At 48.6% G+C, this 21200-nt stretch carries 15 protein-coding genes; 11 read left to right on the forward strand and 4 right to left on the reverse strand.

Going from position 1 to position 21200, the window contains the following annotated elements; genetic code table 11:
• Positions 1–8: 8 nt before the first annotated feature.
• Both AWU77_RS07425 and AWU77_RS07430 read left to right on the forward strand, forming a co-directional pair.
• Entirely contained in the window at positions 9–4418 is a 4410-nt protein-coding gene (locus AWU77_RS07425; protein ID WP_062061033.1) for a pilus assembly protein, read from the forward strand.
• A gap of 14 nt (positions 4419–4432) precedes the next feature.
• Complete coding sequence (locus AWU77_RS07430; protein ID WP_062061036.1) at positions 4433–4852, forward strand: type IV pilin protein; 420 nt, start codon at positions 4433–4435, stop codon at positions 4850–4852.
• Positions 4853–4913: 61 nt separating this feature from the next.
• On the opposite strand, the gene AWU77_RS07435 is transcribed toward AWU77_RS07430, so the two are convergent.
• Positions 4914–6320, reverse strand: coding sequence for a sigma-54 dependent transcriptional regulator (locus AWU77_RS07435; RefSeq protein ID WP_062061039.1), 1407 nt, complete (start codon positions 6318–6320; stop codon positions 4914–4916).
• A gap of 30 nt (positions 6321–6350) precedes the next feature.
• Positions 6351–8015, reverse strand: coding sequence for a PAS domain-containing sensor histidine kinase (locus AWU77_RS07440; RefSeq protein ID WP_062061044.1), 1665 nt, complete (start codon positions 8013–8015; stop codon positions 6351–6353).
• 247 nt (positions 8016–8262) lie between these two features.
• Between AWU77_RS07440 and AWU77_RS07445 the strand changes: the two genes are divergently transcribed.
• Entirely contained in the window at positions 8263–9891 is a 1629-nt protein-coding gene (locus tag AWU77_RS07445; protein ID WP_062061047.1) for an NAD+ synthase, read from the forward strand.
• 69 nt (positions 9892–9960) lie between these two features.
• Here AWU77_RS07445 and AWU77_RS07450 read toward each other — a convergent pair whose 3' ends face one another.
• On the reverse strand, positions 9961–10842 hold the full coding sequence (locus AWU77_RS07450) for an outer membrane protein assembly factor BamD (protein WP_375600835.1): 882 nt from the start codon (positions 10840–10842) through the stop codon (positions 9961–9963).
• Positions 10843–11023: 181 nt separating this feature from the next.
• Here AWU77_RS07450 and rluD point away from each other — a divergent pair, with 181 nt between their 5' ends.
• From rluD to clpB, 4 genes are all read left to right on the forward strand, one after another.
• On the forward strand, positions 11024–11989 hold the full coding sequence (gene rluD / locus AWU77_RS07455) for a 23S rRNA pseudouridine(1911/1915/1917) synthase RluD (protein ID WP_062061053.1): 966 nt from the start codon (positions 11024–11026) through the stop codon (positions 11987–11989).
• Complete coding sequence (pgeF, locus tag AWU77_RS07460) at positions 11982–12740, forward strand: peptidoglycan editing factor PgeF (protein ID WP_062061056.1); 759 nt, start codon at positions 11982–11984, stop codon at positions 12738–12740. Before rluD ends, pgeF begins: the two co-directional genes overlap by 8 nt.
• A gap of 86 nt (positions 12741–12826) precedes the next feature.
• Positions 12827–13354 (forward strand): DUF4870 domain-containing protein, encoded by a 528-nt coding sequence (locus AWU77_RS07465; protein WP_062061058.1) that lies wholly within the window; start codon positions 12827–12829, stop codon positions 13352–13354.
• 124 nt (positions 13355–13478) lie between these two features.
• Positions 13479–16136, forward strand: a complete 2658-nt coding sequence (clpB, locus tag AWU77_RS07470; RefSeq protein ID WP_062061060.1) for an ATP-dependent chaperone ClpB — start codon at positions 13479–13481, stop codon at positions 16134–16136.
• 74 nt (positions 16137–16210) lie between these two features.
• On the opposite strand, the gene AWU77_RS07475 is transcribed toward clpB, so the two are convergent.
• Complete coding sequence (locus tag AWU77_RS07475; protein ID WP_062061063.1) at positions 16211–16639, reverse strand: DUF4124 domain-containing protein; 429 nt, start codon at positions 16637–16639, stop codon at positions 16211–16213.
• Between the two features lie 569 nt (positions 16640–17208).
• Between AWU77_RS07475 and AWU77_RS07480 the strand changes: the two genes are divergently transcribed.
• The 4 genes from AWU77_RS07480 (at position 17209) to AWU77_RS07495 (ending at position 21199) form a co-directional block, all read left to right on the forward strand.
• Complete coding sequence (locus AWU77_RS07480; protein ID WP_062061066.1) at positions 17209–18945, forward strand: acetolactate synthase 3 large subunit; 1737 nt, start codon at positions 17209–17211, stop codon at positions 18943–18945.
• Between the two features lie 20 nt (positions 18946–18965).
• Positions 18966–19457, forward strand: coding sequence for an acetolactate synthase small subunit (gene ilvN / locus AWU77_RS07485; RefSeq protein WP_062061070.1), 492 nt, complete (start codon positions 18966–18968; stop codon positions 19455–19457).
• A 120-nt stretch (positions 19458–19577) separates the two neighbouring features.
• Entirely contained in the window at positions 19578–20330 is a 753-nt protein-coding gene (locus tag AWU77_RS07490) for a sterol desaturase family protein (protein WP_062061075.1), read from the forward strand.
• A gap of 5 nt (positions 20331–20335) precedes the next feature.
• Positions 20336–21199, forward strand: coding sequence for a fatty acid desaturase (locus tag AWU77_RS07495; RefSeq protein ID WP_062061079.1), 864 nt, complete (start codon positions 20336–20338; stop codon positions 21197–21199).
• Position 21200 lies beyond the last annotated feature (1 nt).

Genomic DNA, 21200 nt, shown 5'->3' on the forward strand with positions numbered 1-21200 from the left:
AGTTAACTATGTTCATTCAACAGTGTTTTGCCAAGGTTTCTGCTATCGCTGGGCGTCTCCCGTTGCGTCAAATAAATATAGGTGCGATCTCCGCATTTTTTAGTGTTGCAATTAGTCATGCTGCGGTTGCTGCGGCGCCTTCACAAGATCCATTATTTCTTTCGAACCCTGTTGTGCCGATCATGATGCTCAATATGTCGAAAGACCATCAGCTCCATTACAAGGTCTACGATGATTACTCTGATCTTGATCTTGAGAAAAACGATGGCGTCGAAACAACCTATAAACATACTTATGATTATTATGGTTATTTCGATAGCGGTAAATGTTACCAATATAAAGACAATAGGTTTGAACCTACGGGTGCGGTGAATTCTACATCTAAATACTGTAGTGGAGAGTGGAGTGGTAATTTTCTCAACTGGGCCACAATGACTCGTATAGATACGATTAGAAAAATTTTATACGGTGGTTTTCGTTCAACGGATACAGATTCCGAGACTGTGTTGGAGCGTGCATTTTTGCCACACGATGCACACTCGTTTGCAAAATATTACAACGGGTCAGCTACCGAAATGGCTGGCGTTACGCCATTCAGTGCGGATGAAGTAAAAGGCACGTGGGAAAAAGATGCTGCAGGCAAAGACATCTTCAGCCCGGGCTTTACTATCTGCAATACAACCGCGGGCACAGGGTTGTCTCAAAACGTGACTAATCCCCCCCTGATGCGTTTAGCAAAGGGGAACCACATGTTTTGGGCTAGTAATGAGCGTTGGCAGTGCCGGTGGCGTTCCGACATCTCTCAAACCGACAGAGGGGTGAATGGCAATAGCTTTGCGGTCACCGAAGTGTATGCATATCGCGACAGTCCATTGGATAAAAATAAACTATCCAAGACTGGCGTCGCCAGTGAACTAAACGTGAGAGTTAAGGTGTGTGTGGCGGGGCTGGAGGAGTCCAACTGTTATAAGTACCCTACTAGTACACATAAGAAACCTCAGGGTTTGTTGCAAGAATTTGGCGAAATTCGCAATGAGGCGAGTAGTTCAAAAATTAATTTTGGATTGTTGACTGGATCGTACAAAAAAAATAAATCCGGCGGTGTGTTGCGCAAAGCAGTAGGTAACATGATGTCGGAAGTTAATGCGACCACTGACGGCACATTTAAAAAAGACGGTAGCGGTGTTCCGGTAGATGGGATTGTTAAAACCCTAAACCTGCTTAGACCCTACGGCTACTCCTACAGCGGTAATGGTGAAGATGGTAGTTATAACACTGGCGATAGCTGTTCCTGGGGTAAGAGTTCATTTTCAGATGACACCTGCACCAACTGGGGTAACCCCCAAGCTGAAATTTATCTTGAATCTTTGCGCTACTTGGCTGGGAAATCGGTAAACACAAATTTCTCTGTGACAGGGAGCGATAAGATTACAGGACTTAATAGTGCTGCATGGGGTAGTGCACCAGTCAATAAAGACAACTATTGCGCGCCGCTGAATGTATTGCAATTTAACGCTTCCACAACTTCCTACGACGGCGACAATCTTGCAACTGCAGCAGATATTACCGGAGGGACAGCTGAAGCAGTTTTGAATGAATGGACGAATAAAATTGCCAGTTCTACGCATGAAAATTTAACAGGAAAGTATTTTGTTGGCCTTACCGGTGCTGCGCTCGAGGCAAATGCTGGGTTGTGTACTGGCAAAACGCTGACCTCACTCTCTGCAGTGCGTGGTACTTGCCCTGATGCACCTAGATTGGAGGGGAGTTATGGGATTGCAGGTTTGGCCTACTACGCTCGCACCAATGATTTGCTGCCCGGCACAAGTGTACCTAATGCTCAAACAGTTCGTACCTATGGCGTGGCGCTGTCTCCCGCGCTACCAAAAGTAGAAGTAAAAACCCCTAATGGGGAAAAGTCAGTCAGTATTCTTCCTGCTTGTAAGAATCTATCTATCGGGGGGAACTGTGCAATTGTTGATTTTAAAATATTAAAGCAAACTGAGGTTCCAGGGGTATCCAAATCTGGTCAGCTCTATGTTAACTGGGAAGATAGTGAACAGGGCGGCGATTATGATCAGGACATGTGGGGTATTATCAAATATGAAGTCACCAATAGTTCGGTCAAAGTAACTACCGATGTGGTGGCGCAATCAACCCCTAATAAAATGGGCTTTGGTTATGTGATTGGGGGAACAGAGTCGCATGATGGCCCGCATTTTCAGAGCGGGATAAACTCTTTCGATCAATTCGAGTGTACAACCAAGGCCTGTAATACCGCAGATGCAGAAGCTCCGAGTGTAGATTACCCGCTGGGTACGTCTTCAGCTAAGTTTCTACAAACTCCTTTGTACTACGCCGCTAAATGGGGTGGCTTTAGTGATGCCTTGGTTGAATCCACTTTGGGCAAAGCGGCCTATGACCCTGAAAAGCGTTTGGATTATTACAAAGACGCCAAAGTGATTGACGCGATTAAAGGCAAAACAGCTGCTGAGCTTGGTTCCTATTATTTTGCAACTAACCCTCGTGAATTAGAGGCGTCTTTGCGCGAAGCGTTTAGAGATGTGGCTAAGGGTATTGGTTCTGCATCTGCAGTTGCCACTAACTCAACACGTTTATCCGAAGGCGCCTATGTGTATCAGGCAAAGTTCAACAGTGAAAACTGGACCGGTGAGCTAAATGTATTTGAATTTGATAAGGATGGCCGTATTCCTAGTAAGGCAGCTTTCACCACAAGTGAAGGCAAGGGCATGCCTACAACTGGTGCCGGAAGAGACGTATATACGTTTAATGGTACTAGTCTGGTGAAATTTGCGTGGGGCAATTTAACAACTGGACCGCTTGGTCAGCAGACTGCATTTAAGCTAACGGGAGATACTGATGCCAAAGCTGAAAAACGTATTGATTGGTTACTGGGTAATGCTACCTATGAAACTGAAACTGACGGTTTGCGTAAGCGTGGCACCGGAACTGAAAGAGTTATCTTGGGCGATATTGTTAATTCAAGTCCTGCTTATGTAGGCGCGTGGGATTTCCGTTATAACCGTTTGCCTGATGGCGGTAGCACCTATCGCGATTATGTTGCACTGAAAAAAGGAAAAACACCGCGTGTATTTGTTGGTTCAAATGATGGTGCAGTGCATGCATTTCAGGCACCTACGGAAGGAAAGAAAGAGTTTAAGGAGTTGTTCGCCTATGTGCCTGGGTTGGCTATTCCAAGGTTAGCTGCCATTACAGAAGCAAATTATGGCACTAAAGAGAATCCTCATCGGTTTATAGTGGATGGGCCAATTACAGTAGGCGATGTTTATATTGGTGGTGCGTGGCGCACAATTATCGTCGGCACTATGGGGGCGGGTGCGCGAGGCGTTTACGCATTGGACGTAACTGATAGCACGCCTAAAGTGCTTTGGGAGTTAAGTGAAAAAGATTACCCCCAGATGGGTTATGTAATGGGTAAACCGCTAATTGTTCCAATGAAAAATGGCCGCTGGGCAGCCATTTTCGGCAACGGCAGCGGGAGTGGCAGCACCTCTAGACTATTTGTTGTAGATATAGAAGATAAGAGCAAAACGAAAGTATTGGATACAGGCGCTGGTACAGGGCTGTCTGCCCCGGCGCTTTTACCTAATGTGATTGGCCAGGTTGAAGCTGCCTATGCAGGTGACTTAAACGGCAATCTTTGGCGATTTGACTTATCGAGTGATTCGGCAAGCGATTGGAAAGTGAAGTACTTACTGTTTGCTGCAAAAGATGCCAGTAACAACGCTCAGCCCATTACCGCTGCACCCACTCTGGGGTTAAATGCAGTTAAAGCAAATAAAATTATGGTCTACTTTGGTACCGGTAAATACTTTGATGTAGGTGATAACTCCAGTTCGACGACACCTCGGCACAGTTATTACGCCATTGCAGACGTGGGAACTGAAGTAAAAAGAAGCGATCTGTTTGTAAAAGAGTTGCAGACAACATACAAAAGCGCGACGGATGGCAGTGGTACTGATTCGCGCAAAGTGAAACAGGATGTGGCTGACCCAGTGCAATCGCCGGATTGGAAAACTCAAAATGGCTGGTATCTCGATTTCAATGATACGGCTGGTGAACGTGTTACCACTAAAGCTATATTGTTGCAGGACTATTTGATATTCCCAACCTTGATTCCGTCTGGCATAGCTTGTCAATATGGTGGCGGCAGCTGGTTAATGGCTGTCAGAGCTGTAGGAGATAAGGCGGGTATCACCCCTATCAAAAATACCTACAATGGCTTTTTGGTTTTGGGCGATTTGGGTTTTGGTCAATTAGGTGAGGCGGGCAAGGGGGCCGTTGTTGGTAGCGGCACCGATGCAACTTTACTTAATCTCAAAGCCGAATATGATGCCGCATCCGAAGGTCGGCAGTCTTGGCGCCAGTTGCAATAGCATAGGGTTATAACATGAAACTAATAAAAGGCTTTACTTTGATAGAGGTGATGATAACCGTTGCAATTGTTGGAATTATTGCAGCGATGGCTTATCCCTCCTATATGGAGTCTGTGCGAAAAAGTAACCGCGCTGAAGCAAAGACAGAGTTATTTGATTTTGCGCAGAGATTGCAGCGCTGTTACACGTCTTTTGCTCGTTTTAACGACAAAGACAATTGCCCAGCTTATAAAACGCTTGAAGCTGGGACTTATGTAACGCGCGGTTCTGGTTTTTATAAAATCACAATTGCGCATACCAGCGGGTCTGAAACAACAACATACAAACTGACAGCAGAGGCGATTAAATCACCTCAAACTCAAGACACTGCAAATGGCTGCAATAAATTAACGCTGGAGCATACGGGGGTGCAAAAACCGGAAGTGTGTTGGTAAGCCAGCAATACATAAAAAGCGGCATTTACCTGCCGCTTTTTTATTTAATTAGTCGTTTGCTTTATTCATCATCCAATCCCAACTTCTGCAATCTATATCGTAGCGATCTAAAGCTAATCCCCAAATGTTTTGCGGCCAGCGTTTTATTCCACTTGGCTTGCTCCAAAGCGTGACAGAGAATTTCTTTTTCAACATCTTGTAGGTATTCATCCAGTGAGGAATATTCTGCGCAGCGTGCTGGGTAGTCTAGTTGTACGTTATTGCTGCGTGTCGATGATTTGTTTGTTGCATAGGTTTTTTCAGAGCCGTTATCGAATGGGTGATCATGCCCCCGCAGTTGTAGATCCTGAGTGTCGATGATATTGCTATCGCAGAGCGTGAACGCACGCTCCAGAATATTTTCCAGTTCTCGCACATTGCCGGGGAAGTGATAATTTTCCAATATGCGCAATGCATTTGCTGACAGCGTGGGGGCAGTAAGTCCAATATCGGTTGCGAGTTTATGCAGTAAGTGTTGGGTTAGTTGCGCAATATCTTCGCGCCTTTCACGTAAGGGGGCGACTGAAAGCTGAATAACATTCAGGCGATAAAATAAATCCTGCCGGAATCTTCCTTCGCTAACTTCCAACTCTAAATTTTTATGTGTTGCACAGAGAATACGTACGTCGGTGGCAATTTCGTCGGCTGCTCCGACCGGGCGAACCTGTTTTTCCTGAATCGCACGCAGCAATTTCACCTGCATATCCAACGGTAAATCGGCAACCTCGTCAAAAAATAAGGTGCCACCTTCCGCTGCTTGAAATAAGCCAATTTTGTCTTGATGAGCTCCGGTAAAGCTGCCTTTTTTGTGGCCAAAAAATTCGCTTTCCATGAGTTCGCGTGGAATTGCACCACAGTTGACGGCGACAAAGGGTTTGCTTGCACGCGGCCCTAAATCGTGAATTGAGTGAGCAACTAATTCTTTTCCCGAACCTGATTCGCCACTGATGTAGACGGGGGCTTGGGAGCGTGCGAGTTTTTCAATGCGGCGAATTAAATCTTGAATGGCTTTTGATTCGCCGATGATGGGCGTTACGCTATTGATTGGTTTTGGTTTGAGTTCACTGGATTCAATTGCGGTGCTGACCAGTTTGCGTAACGTGGTTAAATCTACGGGTTTGGAGATGAAATCAAATGCTCCGGCTTTCATGGATTCAATTGCGGTATCGATGCTGCCATGTGCGGTAATAACCGCTACCGGGAGCTGAGGATACTGCTGTTGAATTAATTCCACCAATTCCAATCCTTTGCCATCGGGTAAACGCATGTCGGTCAAACACAGATCATAGTGGTTCTGTAGTAGCAATTGTTTTGCGCTGGCAACAGAGTCGGCGCTGTCAGTGTGAATTTGCATTCGCCCTAGAGTGATTTCCAGAAGCTCGCGAATGTCTGGTTCATCATCGATAATTAATGCGCGTTTTTGAGTCATAACTGTTTTTTAAATCCCATAAACTTTTTATTAGGAGTTTTTATCCGGATGCGCCAGCTGTAAATGGAAGCAGCTTTCGCCTTGTTCTGTGCGTTTGTAGGAAATAATTGCCTGATTGGCTTCGCACAATTCTTTGCAGATGTACAGGCCCAATCCTGAACCGGTATTTTCCGTGGTAAAAAAAGGTTCAAATAAATGTTTACGGTTTTCTTCGCTGATGCCTGCACCAAAGTCTATCACCCGAATATAGGGTTGTTGTTGGTTGATGTCCAGGCCGATTTCTATGCGTAAATCAGCGCGGCCTGTTTGTGCTATGCCATAGCGGATACCATTATCAAAAAGATTGGTTAGCACTTGCTGTAGTTGGCTGGTGTCAAATTTGGCGCACAGGCTGGTGATCATGCTCGTGTCGTCGTAGTCAAAGTCGCTGTGTGAATCGCCGATGTTTTTTTCTTTTATAAGAATATTGAATTGCGAGCCATTACTTTTGCTGGATTTGTAGTCAGCGACAAATGTATGAACCCATTGCTGCAAGTTAATCTGGGTTGGCTTGGCCCCGCGTCGGCGCGATAGCTGCAAAATATTTTCGATAATCTGATTAACGCGTTTACTGTGATTGTTGATGATATCCAGCAGGCGCTGTTCGCTTGCGGATAAGGTATCAGATTCACCCAGCAGTTGGCTTGCATGGCTGATGGCGCCGAGCGGATTGCGTATTTCATGGGCAATACTGGCGGTTAGTCGCCCTAGTGATGCGAGTTTCAATTGTTGTGCTTGTTGATTGAGTGAGCGCACATCTTCAAGAAATATCAAAATGTCTGCAGAGGTGCCAGGTTCCAGGTAAGCGAAATTGGCTTTGGCTTCGGTAATAGTGTCGCCGTCGATTTTTAAATAGGGCGAGTGGTCGTTGGCATTGCGCTGCCAGGATTGATGTTTTTTATACAGCTCGGGGAAATTATCCAAACGTAAGTTTGCCGTGGTGTCCTGTGTTGAGCCGAGCAACTTTAAGGCAGCTTGGTTGCATAATTCTATTTCAAGATTTTCGTTCAATACTAAAATTCCGGTGCGCATTCTTTCTACAATAATTTGTGCTAATTTTTGCAAACGCGCTGCTTGTGCTGCTTGTGTTTCGGCCTCTGCGTACGAGAGGCGAATTTTTTTGGTGAGATATTGAAAAAGTATCGCCGTTAGAAAGGCGAGAGCGCTGAGTGTTCCAGAAGCGAATAGAGATTTGTTGTCTTGCACTAGAATCAAAAAGCGAAAGGCTCCCTCGCCGATCACTACAATGGTGGTGATAGCAGCAAGAAAAAATGAAATTCGCTCGCGCAGCATAATGCCGCCAGCGGCAATGGCCACGAGTAGCAAATAACCCAAGCCACTGAGTGCGCCGCCACTCGCATGCATTAAGAGACTTATTGCAATCACATCAATTAGAAGCGAGCTAAATAGTTTGCGCTGGGAGGGCGAGTATTTTAATCGCCACATCACCGCCAGGGTTACAAAGTTGATGGCGGTATAAGCAGCTGAGGTGTAAAAAAAGAGATCGGGGTTGTCGTTGCCCAATACTTTGGGGGCAAACTCTATTTGGAACATCAGCAGTAATACGCTACCGAGCAGTGTGCGGTAGTAGGTGTAGATACGCAGCAAATCGTAGGGGTTGTAGCTGTGTTGAAGGTTCAGCAAATTGGATGTCATGGTGTTGTTCTGTGTCCTTTTCGGATAAGCGGATAAATTCTACTTGGCTTTAAAAGGCTGGATCGCGGACAATACACGCCAGTGTTTGAGTCGCCTGAAGCCTATGTTTTTTGTTAGGTGTCTGGTTGCATAAGTCAATTGTGTTGGTAATTTTGCCAATTTCCCAGTGCTTATACTGCTTTCCGGTGTGTGATTCCAAACGTAATTTTCAGCAATGCTGTTCCCACTTTACTACCGCCTGAGCTCTATGTCGCAGTTACAGTTTATTCTCGCTCAAATTAATACCCTTGTAGGGGATATTCCCGGCAACACCGCCAAGGTGCTCAGTGTCGCCCGTGAGGCGCTGGCCAATGGCGCTGTAGATGCCATTGTCTTTCCTGAGTTGACCCTAACTGGCTATCCACCGGAGGATTTATTACTGCGCCCAAGTTTGACTCTGCGCATCGAGCGAGCGCTGCAGGAATTGATTGACGCAGAGTTGCCGGTGGCATTGGTGATTGGCTATCCCCGAGTAAAAAACGGGCACTTGTACAACATGGCAGGGGTTATAGCAGGTGGAAAATTAATTGCCGAATACGCCAAGCAGTGTTTGCCGAATTATCAGGTGTTTGATGAAAAGCGCTATTTTGCTGCGGGCGATCAAGCCTGTGTATTTGATCTGAAGGGTGTACCTACCGCATTAAGTGTCTGCGAGGATATCTGGTTTGCCCAGCCTATGGCGCAGGCCAGTGCGGCTGGCGCTAAGCTGATGCTCAACCTCAATGCCTCCCCCTATCATCAGGGCAAGCAGCAAACTCGCGAGGCGACCATCGCCCAGCGCGCCCGGGAAGGGCAGATGCCCGTGGTGTATACCAATCTGGTTGGCGGTCAGGATGAGTTGGTGTTTGATGGTGGCTCGGTCGTTATCGATAACCAAGGCATCACCCAATTTCGCGCTCCGTCCTTTGCCGAAGGCCAGTTTTCTGTGGTTGTGGCGTGGGATCAGCAGCAAGTCAGTATTCCACCTCAGCCGCTTGCAGCGCTGCTCGACAACACCGCCGCGGTTTACCAAGCGCTGGTGGTAGGTATGCGCGATTACGTCAACAAAAACCGCTTTAAAGGCGTGGTATTGGGCTTGTCGGGCGGCATAGATTCGGCGTTGACCTTGGCGATTGCGGTGGATGCATTAGGTGCCGACCGCGTTGAGGCAGTGATGATGCCGTTTCGCTATACATCTGATCTCAGTAAAAATGATGCCGCCGATGAAGCTGCGCGCCTCGGTGTGCGCTACAGCTCGATTAGTATCGAGCCCATGTATGAGGCCTTTATGACCGCGCTCAGCGATGAGTTCGCAGGCACCAAACGCGATACTACCGAGGAAAACCTGCAGGCCCGCTGCCGTGGCGTACTGCTAATGGCGATCTCCAACAAAAAAGGCTATCTGGTGCTCACTACCGGCAATAAAAGCGAAATGGCAGTGGGTTACTCCACGCTGTATGGCGATATGGCCGGTGGTTTTGATGCGCTTAAAGATGTGCCCAAAACCCTGGTGTTTGCCCTGTCGCGCTACCGCAATACATTGGGCGAGGTGATTCCTGAGTCGGTTATCACCCGTCCGCCATCGGCTGAATTGGCGCCGGATCAGAAAGACGAAGACAGTCTGCCGCCTTACGATACCCTTGATCGTATTCTTGAATTGTATGTAGAGCAGGATTACAGCGCTGAGGCGATTATCAACGAAGGTTTTAATCGCGACCAGGTTGAGCGGGTGGTGCGTTTGGTGGATGTGAATGAATACAAGCGACGCCAGGCGCCGATCGGTGTGCGTATCAGTCAGCGTGGTTTTGGCCGCGACCGCCGTTACCCGATTACCTCGGGCTGGAAGTTGGGGGATTAATCGCCCGCAAACCCTATCCCAAAAACAAAATAGGCCGCAACAGCGGCCTATTGGTGTGCAACGGCGCGATTATTCCGCGCGTGCTACATCGTTAATGGTTTTGTACTGCGGGTCGTAAAGCTCGCGGGTATCGAAACCAGTAATTTCGTCTTTACTGAACAAGCCCAAGGTTAGGTAGGCCAACCAACGAGACTGGCCGTTGTTGTACATGTACTCGTAATCAAATTCGCCTTTTTTGTTGAGTGCAGGATAGTCGGCATAGTTGAGTTTGAGAATTTCCAGTATCTCATTGGATTTTTCGGGCATCTTTAACAGGTGATAACCCTGTACCATAACGGCCAGCGCATCGGGTGTAGATGGCGCTTGCGGAAAGTTTTCCAGTACGTAGCGGCCACGACCTACGGCAGCAACGTAGGCGCCGCGTTTAAAGTAGTAGTTCGCGACATGGATTTCGTAGCGCGCCAAGTGATTGCGCAGATGTAACATGCGCTTTTTGGCATCGGCAGCATAGTTACTGTCGGGGTAGCGATTGAGCAGCTGGGTAAAGTTAGCAAGTGATTCACGTGCCGCACCTGGGTCGCGTTTGGAGGTATCGACCGGCATAACGCGTTCAAACATACCTTGGTCTTTAGTGAAAGAGGCCATGCCGAGCATATAGTAGGCGTAATCCACATTGCGGTGTTGGGGGTGCAGGCGGATAAAACGGTTCGCCGTGGCGATGGCGGCATCGGCCTCGCCGGACTTGTAATGGGCGTAGATAAGTTCTAACTGCGCTTGATCAGCGTAGGTGCCAAAAGGGAAGTTTTCTTCGAGCGAGTTGAGGTTTTTGATCGCGGATTCCCATTGGCTGCGCTCAAGTTGCTCTTCGGCGGCATTGTATAAATCCGCTTCGGTGGTGTATTCAGGCTCTTTGCTGGAGCAGGCAGTCAGCAGCACGAGGGTGCTAAGCATCAAACAGGGCAGGACTCGCATAGGGTTATAGACTCTTATCTCGATAAAATAGACCCCGTTTGCGGGGCAGGGTATTTAAACACAGAGCTTGGCGGATACCAATCTGGCAGCAGTAAAAGCTCCCAATTTCCGATTTTTGGCGAATCATTTACAGCCAGAAACAATCACTAGAGGTTTTTTAATGAAAGATGTTTTTGACCTGAGCGCCCATGTGCCCATCCAAATGAGCGGCATGCGCTTCGACCAGATCGCCTCCGAGTTGTTCCCTGACTTTTCCCGCTCGCGTCTATCGAGCTGGATTAAAGACGGTCAGCTTAAAGTGGATGGTCGCACGGCCAAGCCCAAAGATAAGCTCATTGGCGGTGAAGTGCTGGAGCTTAAGGCCGAGTTAGAAGCGCAGGGCGATTGGCAGCCGGAAGAGATCACGCTGGATATAGTCCATGAAGATGACGACCTAATCATCATCAACAAGCAGGCGGGGTTAGTGGTGCATCCAGCGGCGGGGAATTACACCGGCACCCTGGTGAATGCCTTGCTCAACCACATCCCCGAACTGATTAACTTGCCCCGTGCAGGTATTGTGCATCGCCTCGATAAAGAAACCACGGGTTTGATGGTGATTGCTAAAACGCTGGAAGCGCACACCGATCTGGTTGAGCAGTTGGCCGACCGCACAGTAAGCCGCGAATATGAAGCGGTAGCGGTAGGCACAATGACTGGCGGCGGCACCGTAGACGCACCCATGGGGCGCCACCCTATGCAGCGTAAGCTCATGGCGGTACTCAAAGCCGGCGGCAAACGCGCGGTGACCCATTACCGCGTAGCCAAGCGCTACCCGAGCCATACCCATATTCGTGTCAAGCTGGAAACTGGCCGCACCCATCAAATCCGCGTGCACATGGCGCACATTGGTCACCCGCTGGTGGGCGATCAAACCTACGGCAGCCGCTTTAAAATCCCCAAAGGCGCCAATCAACATTTGATCGATACGCTTAAAAGTTTCCCGCGTCAGGCGCTGCATGCGTTTAAGTTGGGCTTGGAGCATCCTGGTACTGGTGAATACACCGAGTGGACGGCGCCCCTGCCGGAGGATTTCAAAAATCTGCTCGATGCACTCAACACCGGTTTTACCCTTGCCGATGACTAAGTTGGCGGGCATTACTCCCAGCTGGCCTGCCCCCGCGAATGTGCGCAGCTACATCAGCACCCGTGCGGGTGGCCTTAGTCTGCCACCCTACGCCAGCAATAATTTTGGCTTGCATGTGGGTGATAACCCTGAGCATGTCGCCGCTAATCGCGGCCAGCTTTCGGCGCAATTGGGGCTGCAAAAAACACCGCAGTGGTTAGAGCAGATCCACGGGGTGAAAGTCGTCAATGCCAAAAGTGATGGTTTGGTGCGCACTGCGGATGGCAGTTTTAGCGATAAACCCGGCCAAGCCTGTCTGGTGATGACGGCCGATTGCCTGCCGATTTTATTGTGCGACAAACAAGGCACCCAAGTAGCTGCATTGCATTGTGGTTGGCGCAGTTTGGCCAAGGGTATCTGCGCGCGCGGCCTGCAAAAGTTCAACGGCGTACCGGGCGATATTCTCGCCTATCTTGGCCCCGCTATTTCCCAGCCGCACTTTGAAGTGGGGGTGGATGTGCTTGAGGCGTTTTTTAAAGCGGCGCGCAACCCGCAGCATGCGGAGCAGATTGCCACTGCGTTTGTATCTGCCCAGCGGCCACTGCATTTTTATGCCGATATCTACGCCCTCGCGCGTGCCGAGTTAAATGCGCTGGGGGTGACATACGTTTACGGTGGCGATTACTGCACCTACGAGGATGACACACGGTTTTACTCCTATCGCCGCGACAAAATCACCGGCCGCATGGCGAGCTTGATTTGGCTGGAATAATTTTTTTGCCCTACTGCATCCAGGTGGGCACTATTGGCATCTAATCTGGTGAGTTTTACTTTTATCAACGCCCACAAGGAATCATTATGGATCTCGATCAAATTGAAAAACTGAATGACCTAAAACAAAAAGGCCTAATCAGTGAAGAAGAGTATCAACAAGCCAAGGAGCGTATTTTGGGTGCCCAGCCGCAACAGGCCGCATCTACATCGCAGCCCCATACCATGACCATGCAAACCAACAACTTCGATTACGCGATGGTGCTGCATCTGGCGCAATTTTGCTCCTGGCTGTTTCCTTTCCTTGGCTTAATTGTGCCGCTGATTATGTGGCAATCGAAAAAAGAAGATCCCTATATCGATGAGCAGGGCAAGGTAGTGATGAACTGGGTATTTAGTTCACTTATCTACTTTTTAGTGAGTGCGATTCTGTGTTTTATCGTGGTCGGATTTTTCCTGATGGCGATCCTATTGGTGTGTTCGATTGTATTCACCATCATGGGCGCGATGGACGCCAACAAAGGCATCATCAAAAACTACCCTATGGCGATTAAATTTTTTGATGTCAAAGAAACTCCGCGTGCACCGGTAACGCCGGTTGAGCCGCAAAATTGATCTGGCGCAAATAACCCGTTTTATTTTCCGCAAACATGACAAGCAGGCTGCTGGCCTGCTTGAAATCCCCCTCCTCACGCCCCACCTCAGCTTCAACCGAGTAACACATCGTTTGAGGTAATCCATGCGTATCGACCGTTTAACCAATCAGCTGCAAGTTGCACTCTCCGATGCCCAATCCATCGCGCTGGGGCAGGACCACAGTCAATTAGACCCAGGCCATTTGTTATTGGCGATGATCGACCAAAAGGGTGCGGCCAGTGTGCGCTTGTTGTTGAGTCAGGCCGGATTTGATGTGGCGGGCTTGCGCACAGCGCTCAATGAATATCTGGAAAATTTACCGCAAATCAAAAATCCAACCGGCGAGGTCACTATGTCGCCCGACATGGTGCGTCTGTTAAATCTTGCTGATCGTCATGCGCAAAAAGTCGGGGATAAATTTGTCTCCAGTGATTCGGTGCTGCTGGTGTTAATGCTGGAGTCGCAAGGTGCGGTGCCGGAATTATTGAAAAAATTTGGCAATGCCCAACGCTTGCAGCAAGCGATTCAAAAAGTGCGCGGCGGTGAAAACGTGGATGACGCTGATTCAGAAGGCAATCGCCAAGCATTGGAAAAATACACGGTCGATTTAACCGCGCGCGCCGAAGCTGGCAAGCTCGATCCAGTGATTGGCCGCGACGACGAAATCCGCCGTACCATTCAAGTATTGCAGCGCCGCAGTAAAAATAATCCGGTATTGATTGGCGAGCCCGGCGTGGGTAAAACCGCGATTGTGGAAGGTCTTGCCCAGCGGATTATCAATGGTGAAGTGCCTGAAGGTTTAAAAGATAAACGCCTGCTATCGCTCGACCTAGGCGGTTTGCTCGCCGGGGCAAAATTTCGCGGTGAATTTGAAGAGCGGTTGAAATCAGTCATCAACGAATTGAGCAAACAAGAAGGGCGCATTATTTTATTTATCGATGAATTGCACACCATGGTCGGCGCCGGCAAAGGCGAGGGCGCAATGGATGCAGGCAATATGCTCAAGCCGGCGTTGTCGCGCGGTGAATTGCATTGTGTGGGCGCCACCACGCTCGATGAATATCGCAAATACATTGAGAAAGATGCCGCGCTGGAGCGCCGCTTTCAAAAAGTGCAGGTGGATGAACCGAATGAGTCCGACACCATTGCCATTCTGCGCGGCTTAAAAGAGCGTTACGAAGTGCACCACGGGGTGGATATTACCGACTCAGCGATTATCGCGGCGGCAAAATTATCCCAGCGCTACATCACCGATCGCCAATTACCCGATAAAGCCATCGATTTAATTGATGAAGCGGCCAGCCGTATTCGCATGGAAATCGACTCCAAACCGGAAGAGATGGATCGCCTTGAGCGCCGCTTGATTCAATTTAAAATTGAGCGCGAAGCGGTGAAAAAAGATGAGGACGAGCCAAGCAGAAAACGCCTTGCAAAACTTGATCAAGATATTGATAAGTTTGAGCGCGAGTTAAATGATTTGGAAGAAATTTGGCGCGCCGAAAAAGCAGCGCTGCAAGGTTCACAAGAAATTAAAAGCCAGTTGGAGCAGGCGCGCCTGGAGTTGGAAGACAAGCGCCGCAAAGGTGATTTGGCGCGCATGAGCGAATTGCAGTACGGCATTATTCCGCAGCTTGAAAAACAGTTGGACATGGCCAGCCAAGCCGAAATGATGGAAATGAAACTGCTGCGCAATAAGGTCACTGAAGAAGAAATTGCCGAAGTGGTTTCTAAATGGACCGGCATTCCCGTATCCAAAATGTTGGAAGGTGAGCGCGATAAATTATTGCGCATGGAAGAGGCGCTGCATAATCGTGTTATCGGCCAACATGAAGCGGTGGTTGCTGTATCCAACGCGGTGCGCCGTTCGCGCGCCGGTTTGAGTGATGCCAATCGCCCTAATGGGTCGTTTTTATTTTTAGGCCCGACCGGTGTGGGTAAAACCGAGTTGTGTAAATCCCTCGCCGAATTTTTATTTGATACCACCGATTCCATGGTGCGTATCGATATGTCGGAATTTATGGAAAAACATTCGGTGGCGCGTTTGATCGGTGCGCCACCGGGTTATGTGGGTTATGAAGAGGGCGGTTATCTTACCGAGACTGTGCGCCGCAAACCCTATTCGGTAATTTTGCTCGATGAAATCGAAAAGGCGCATCCCGATGTGTTTAATATTTTGTTGCAAGTATTGGACGATGGCCGCTTAACCGATGGCCAAGGGCGCACAGTGGATTTTCGCAATACCGTGATTGTAATGACGTCGAATTTAGGTTCGGATCGCATTCAGGAATTAGCGGAAGATAAATCGTTTGATACGGTGAGCTTCGATAGTTTTGTGAGCGATGATTCAAATAACTCGTTAAATAACGAGAATCGCTACAACGCAATGAAAGATGCAGTGATGGAAGTAGTGACCGGGCATTTCCGCCCGGAATTTATCAACCGTATCGATGAGGTGGTGGTGTTTCATCCACTTGGACGCGAACAAATTCGCGGCATCGCCGATATTCAGCTGGAGCTGTTGCGCACCCGTTTGGCGGAGCGCGAACTGAGTTTGGAGTTGGATAATGAGGTAATGGATAAACTGGCCGGAGTTGGTTTTGACCCAGTCTATGGTGCGCGCCCACTAAAACGCGCGATCCAGCAATTGATTGAAAACCCGCTCGCGCAGGACATTCTTGGCGGTAAATTTATGCCTGGCGCGATTATTCACGGTCATTTAATCGGTGACAAAATCGTGTTTGATCCGAAACGGCTTAACTAATAGTGCATATTGCAGTACATAAAAAAACGGCCATCGTTGAGTGGCCGTTTTTTTATTGCGGGTTTGCGAGTTGGCTATTCGCACGCTTGATCGATAATTTGCTGGGCTATTTCGCGCTGTTTGGCTTTGTCTTCCTCAGTTAGGATGACATCAACACCGTCGGCATTGGTGGTTTTGATCCGCGCTACAGAATTTAACATCGCCAAGTTGTCTTTTGCGCTGGCACAGCGTTCAGGGTTTTTTAATGATGGTTGATTACTCTCAGTAGTCTTTGCATCAGCTTTTGGTTGGGTGGTGGCTGTTGGTGCCGGCGTAGGGTCGCTATGCCCCGTGCGGGTTTTCACCAGTGTTGCTTTAACATTTTTGGGTGGCCGCTCGCCATAGTGAACTACACCCTTGGCATCTGTCCAAGTGTAGACTTTTTCTTTAGCAAAGCCTGATTGGCTGATTGCCAGCCCCAGAATTAAGGCACTTATAACCCCGAGTACGCGTGAACACTTCATGAATCTTATCCTTCTACGCCAATGAGCAATATAGATGCGGCCATTAACGGCCTTTAGAGCACTATAGACCTTATGTCTGCGGAGCGAAACCGGGATGCGTAAATCTGTGAGAGAGCGCAAGCAGGCGCCATAAGCGCGGTTGTTGCTTATTTCACGCTGGGGACAGGCTGGATATTAGGGCGGCGCGATTAAAAAGTGCGCAAAAGCAAGTTAATTGCTTGACTTTAAAGCATATCTTGCGAAAATTGCTAGTCCTCCAGATGGCTGGCAGCTGGCCGATAATCCCGGACACCAATTGCCTCCCGCCAAGTCACCCTCTTGGCGAACCCTCTGCTGGCGGTGCTCCTACCAGAGCATCACCTTAGAAAGCCGCTGTTTACCTGCACGGTTTTCGCTGATCCGATCCTGACCTTGCCGGGTTTTGATCGTGGATCATTCACGGTGTTGGCCTGCCCTAAGTGCCAATACTTTCCTGTGTGATTCTTTGCCTCCTTAACTAACGGCTGTAGCAGCTTTTTGGTAAAAGACACACGCGCATATGCGATTCACATCCTAAAAGGGGAATTATCGTGGAAATGCTTTCCGGCGGAGATATGCTCATCCGCGCCCTGAAAGACGAAGGCGTTGAATACGTTTTTGGCTATCCAGGCGGCGCTGCGCTGCATATTTATGACGCCATCTTCCGTCAATCTGACGTTAAACACATTTTGGTTCGCCACGAACAAGCAGCTACGCACGCTGCCGATGGTTACGCGCGCTCGACCGGTAAAGTCGGCACCGTATTGGTAACCTCCGGCCCAGGTGCGACCAATGCCATTACCGGTATTGCGACGGCCTATATGGATTCTATTCCGATGGTAGTTATCTCTGGCCAAGTGCAAAGCCACTTGATCGGTGAAGACGCCTTTCAGGAAACCGACATGGTGGGTATTTCCCGCCCGATCGTAAAACACAGTTTTATGATCAAACACGCCAGCGAAATTCCTGAGATTGTGAAAAAGGCCTACTACATCGCTGCGACCGGTCGCCCCGGCCCAGTGGTTATCGATGTGCCCAAAGACTTGACCCACCCGGCCTACACCTTTCCTTATGAATATCCCGATAAGGTGAAACTGCGCTCCTATACTCCAGCGACTCGCGGTCACTCCGGCCAGATTAAAAAAGCGGTGCAACTGCTGCTCGGCGCCAAGCGCCCGATGATCTATTCCGGCGGTGGTGTAGTGCAGGGCAATGCTTCGCATCTGCTCAAAGAATTGGTTGATCTGCTTAATTACCCAGTGACCAATACTTTGATGGGCTTGGGCGCTTATCCCGGCACCGGCAAAAACTTCCTCGGCATGTTGGGTATGCACGGCACTTACGAAGCCAACACTGCGATGCATCACAGCGATGTCATCCTCGCCGTGGGCGCGCGTTTTGATGACCGTGTCACCAACACCGTGAGCAAGTTCTGCCCGAATGCCAAAATTATTCATATCGATATTGATCCGGCATCTATCTCCAAAACCGTTACTGCCGATGTACCTATCGTAGGTGCAGTGGATAGCGTGCTGGGTGAAATGCTCGCGTTGATTAAAGAGGGCGACGAAAAGCCCGATGTCACCGCACTGGCTGCTTGGTGGGAGCAAATTAACGAGTGGCGCGATCGTCACGGTTTGTATACCAAAAATCGTTTCGATACATCGAGCGATAAAATCAAACCGCAAGAAGTTATCCAAGCGATTTGGGAAGTCACCAACGGCGATGCATACGTCACCTCCGATGTTGGCCAGCACCAAATGTTTGCGGCGCAATATTATTTGTTCGACAAACCGCGCCGTTGGATCAACTCCGGTGGACTCGGCACTATGGGCTTTGGTTTGCCTGCGGCGATGGGTGTGCAAATGGCGCATCGCGATGCAACCGTAGTCTGTGTGACCGGTGAAGGTTCAATCCAAATGTGTATTCAAGAATTATCTTGCTGCACGCAATACCACTTGCCGGTAAAAATTATTTGCTTGAACAACCAAGCGCTCGGCATGGTGCGTCAATGGCAAGACATGCAGTACTCCAGCCGCTACGCGGAAAGTCTGTATGAAGATTCATTGCCAGACTTCATCAAACTCGCCGAAGCTTACGGCCACGTCGGTATTCGCGTGACTAAAAAAGAAGAGCTGAAAGCGAAATTAGCGGAGTGTTTTGCACTGAAAGACCGCGTGGTATTTATGGATATCATGGTCGATCAATCCGAACACGTTTATCCAATGCACGTTGCGCCCAATGGTTCCATGCGCGATATGTTGTTAAGCAAAACGGAGCGCACCTAAATGTTCATGGAGCAAAAAGTATGAGACGTATTATTTCTGTATTAGTCGAAAACGCTCCTGGTGCACTGTCTCGCGTAGTAGGTTTGTTTTCCCAGCGCGGTTACAACATTGAGAGCCTGACCGTAGCACCAACGGAAGATGAAACCCTGTCGCGTTTAACACTGACAACATTGGGCGATGATCACAAAATCGAACAAATCACCAAGCACCTCAATAAATTAATTGACGTGGTTAAGTTGGTAGATTTGACCGAAGGTTCGCACATTGAGCGCGAACTTATGCTGATCAAAGTCAAAGCATCCGGTGCACAGCGCGCAGAAGTAAAACGCTGCGTGGATATTTTCCGCGGTCAAATCGTAGATGTCACCAGCACCCTCTACACCATTCAAATCACCGGCGCGAGCGACAAGCTCGATGCATTTTTACAAGCCGTCGGCGATGCCTCCATCATCGAAGTTGTCCGCACCGGTGTGTGCGGCATTTCGCGCGGTGAGAAAGTGTTGAGTTTGTAAGTGTTTTTGTTTGTATGATAAAGGCCGAAGCTCGCAAGGGCTTCGGCCTTTTTTATAGATATCAGCTGTCAATCGCAGTTGTTGCGTTGTTGTGAAAATTTATTCGATGAGTTTAGGTTAATGCGCGACTTTATTTTAAATTGCAGTATTTTCGAAATTGCCGGTGTTGGTCTCGCTTTTTTTGGTGGGATTTATTTGTTGTTTGGCGCGCTCAGTTTAATGCTTACCCAGCAATTGTTGCCGCGTTTGCATATTGGGGTCAAACTTGATCCTCGCCCGTTGGGTGATGGGCAGTTGCGGCGCGAGTTTTTGTTGTCTGCAAGTTCGATTGGGATTTTTGGGGTGGGGATGATTTTTCCCTGGGGGTTGCTGCAGCTTGGTTGGGCTGAGTTGGCGATAAATCCTTCGGGCTTGCAAATCGGGCTGGAAATTTTTGTGTTGATTATCTGGAATGAAATCCATTTTTATATCAACCATTGGTTGCTGCATACCCGTTGGTTGCGGCAGTTTCATTTGCCTCATCATCGCTCGGTAGTCACTACGCCTTGGTCTACTTATGCATTTCATCCGGTTGAAGCGATGATGTTGGGCAATGTGATTTTATTGCCCATGATACTGCATGATTTTAGTGTCTATGCGCTTTTTTCTGTGCCCTTGTTTAGTTTGCTGTTTAATAGCATCGGCCATTCTAATTTTGATTTTAACCCTCGTTCACCGCGCGTTATTTTTAACGGTGCGCGCCGCCACCATCTGCATCACGCGTGTTTTAACGGCAATTACGGTTTTATGTTTCCGTTTATGGATTGGATTTTCAAAACAGCATTGCCAGCGGGTGCCGCCGACAAACAAATTAATCGCTGGCGAGTGCGCTAATTATTATGCGTAACTGGCGCGATTGGCAGAGCTTGGTGTATCTGCTGGCTTTGCCATTGTTGGTGCTGTGGCAGTGGCAGCAGGGATTTAGTTGGCCGCTTTATCTATTAGAATTATTTTTAACATTGGGTGTGGGTGTGATTCATCACAATCATACCCATGTGCGGATCTGGGCTTCGCGCCGCTTAAATCGCGTTATGGATTTATGGATCACTCTGTTGCAAGGGCATCCTACGTTTGTGTTTTATCCTTCCCATATTGCCAATCATCATCGCTATCACCATGGCGAGCAGGATGTAACCCGCACCTACCGTTTTAATACACCTGGCGCACGCGGTGACACAAACCATCTGCTGGGGTATTTATTGCATCCGCTGCAGGCGATTGCGGTGTTGTACCCCGAGTTTGTCAGTTATTTAAAGCGCCGATATAAATTCCAGCGTGTCTATTTTTATTATTGTGTATTGCAGTATCTTTTCGTTATTGGTTTGTGGCTGGTGCTGGCCTCGATCGATTGGGAAAAATGGTTGGTGCTGGTATTGATTCCGCAACTGCATGGTTTGCATTGGCTGCTCGCGACTAATTATTTACAACATGCCCACGCCGATGGGCGCGGTCATAATTTGCAGTTTGCGCGCAATTTTTATGGTTGGCTTAATCCGCTGTTATTTAATATAGGTTTACATACTGCCCATCACCAGCATCCGCGTGCGCATTGGTCGCGGTTGCCGGAATTGCATCAAATCTATGTGCAACAGATTCACCCTGCGCTGCATGAAAAAAGCTTACTTTGTTATATGCTGCGTACTTATCTTTTGGCATTGCTGCACCCGCGTTGGCGCAGCCGCTCGTTACATCACAAGGACTAAT

It is taken from the genome of Cellvibrio sp. OA-2007 (assembly GCF_000953825.1).
Lineage (GTDB): Bacteria > Pseudomonadota > Gammaproteobacteria > Pseudomonadales > Cellvibrionaceae > Cellvibrio.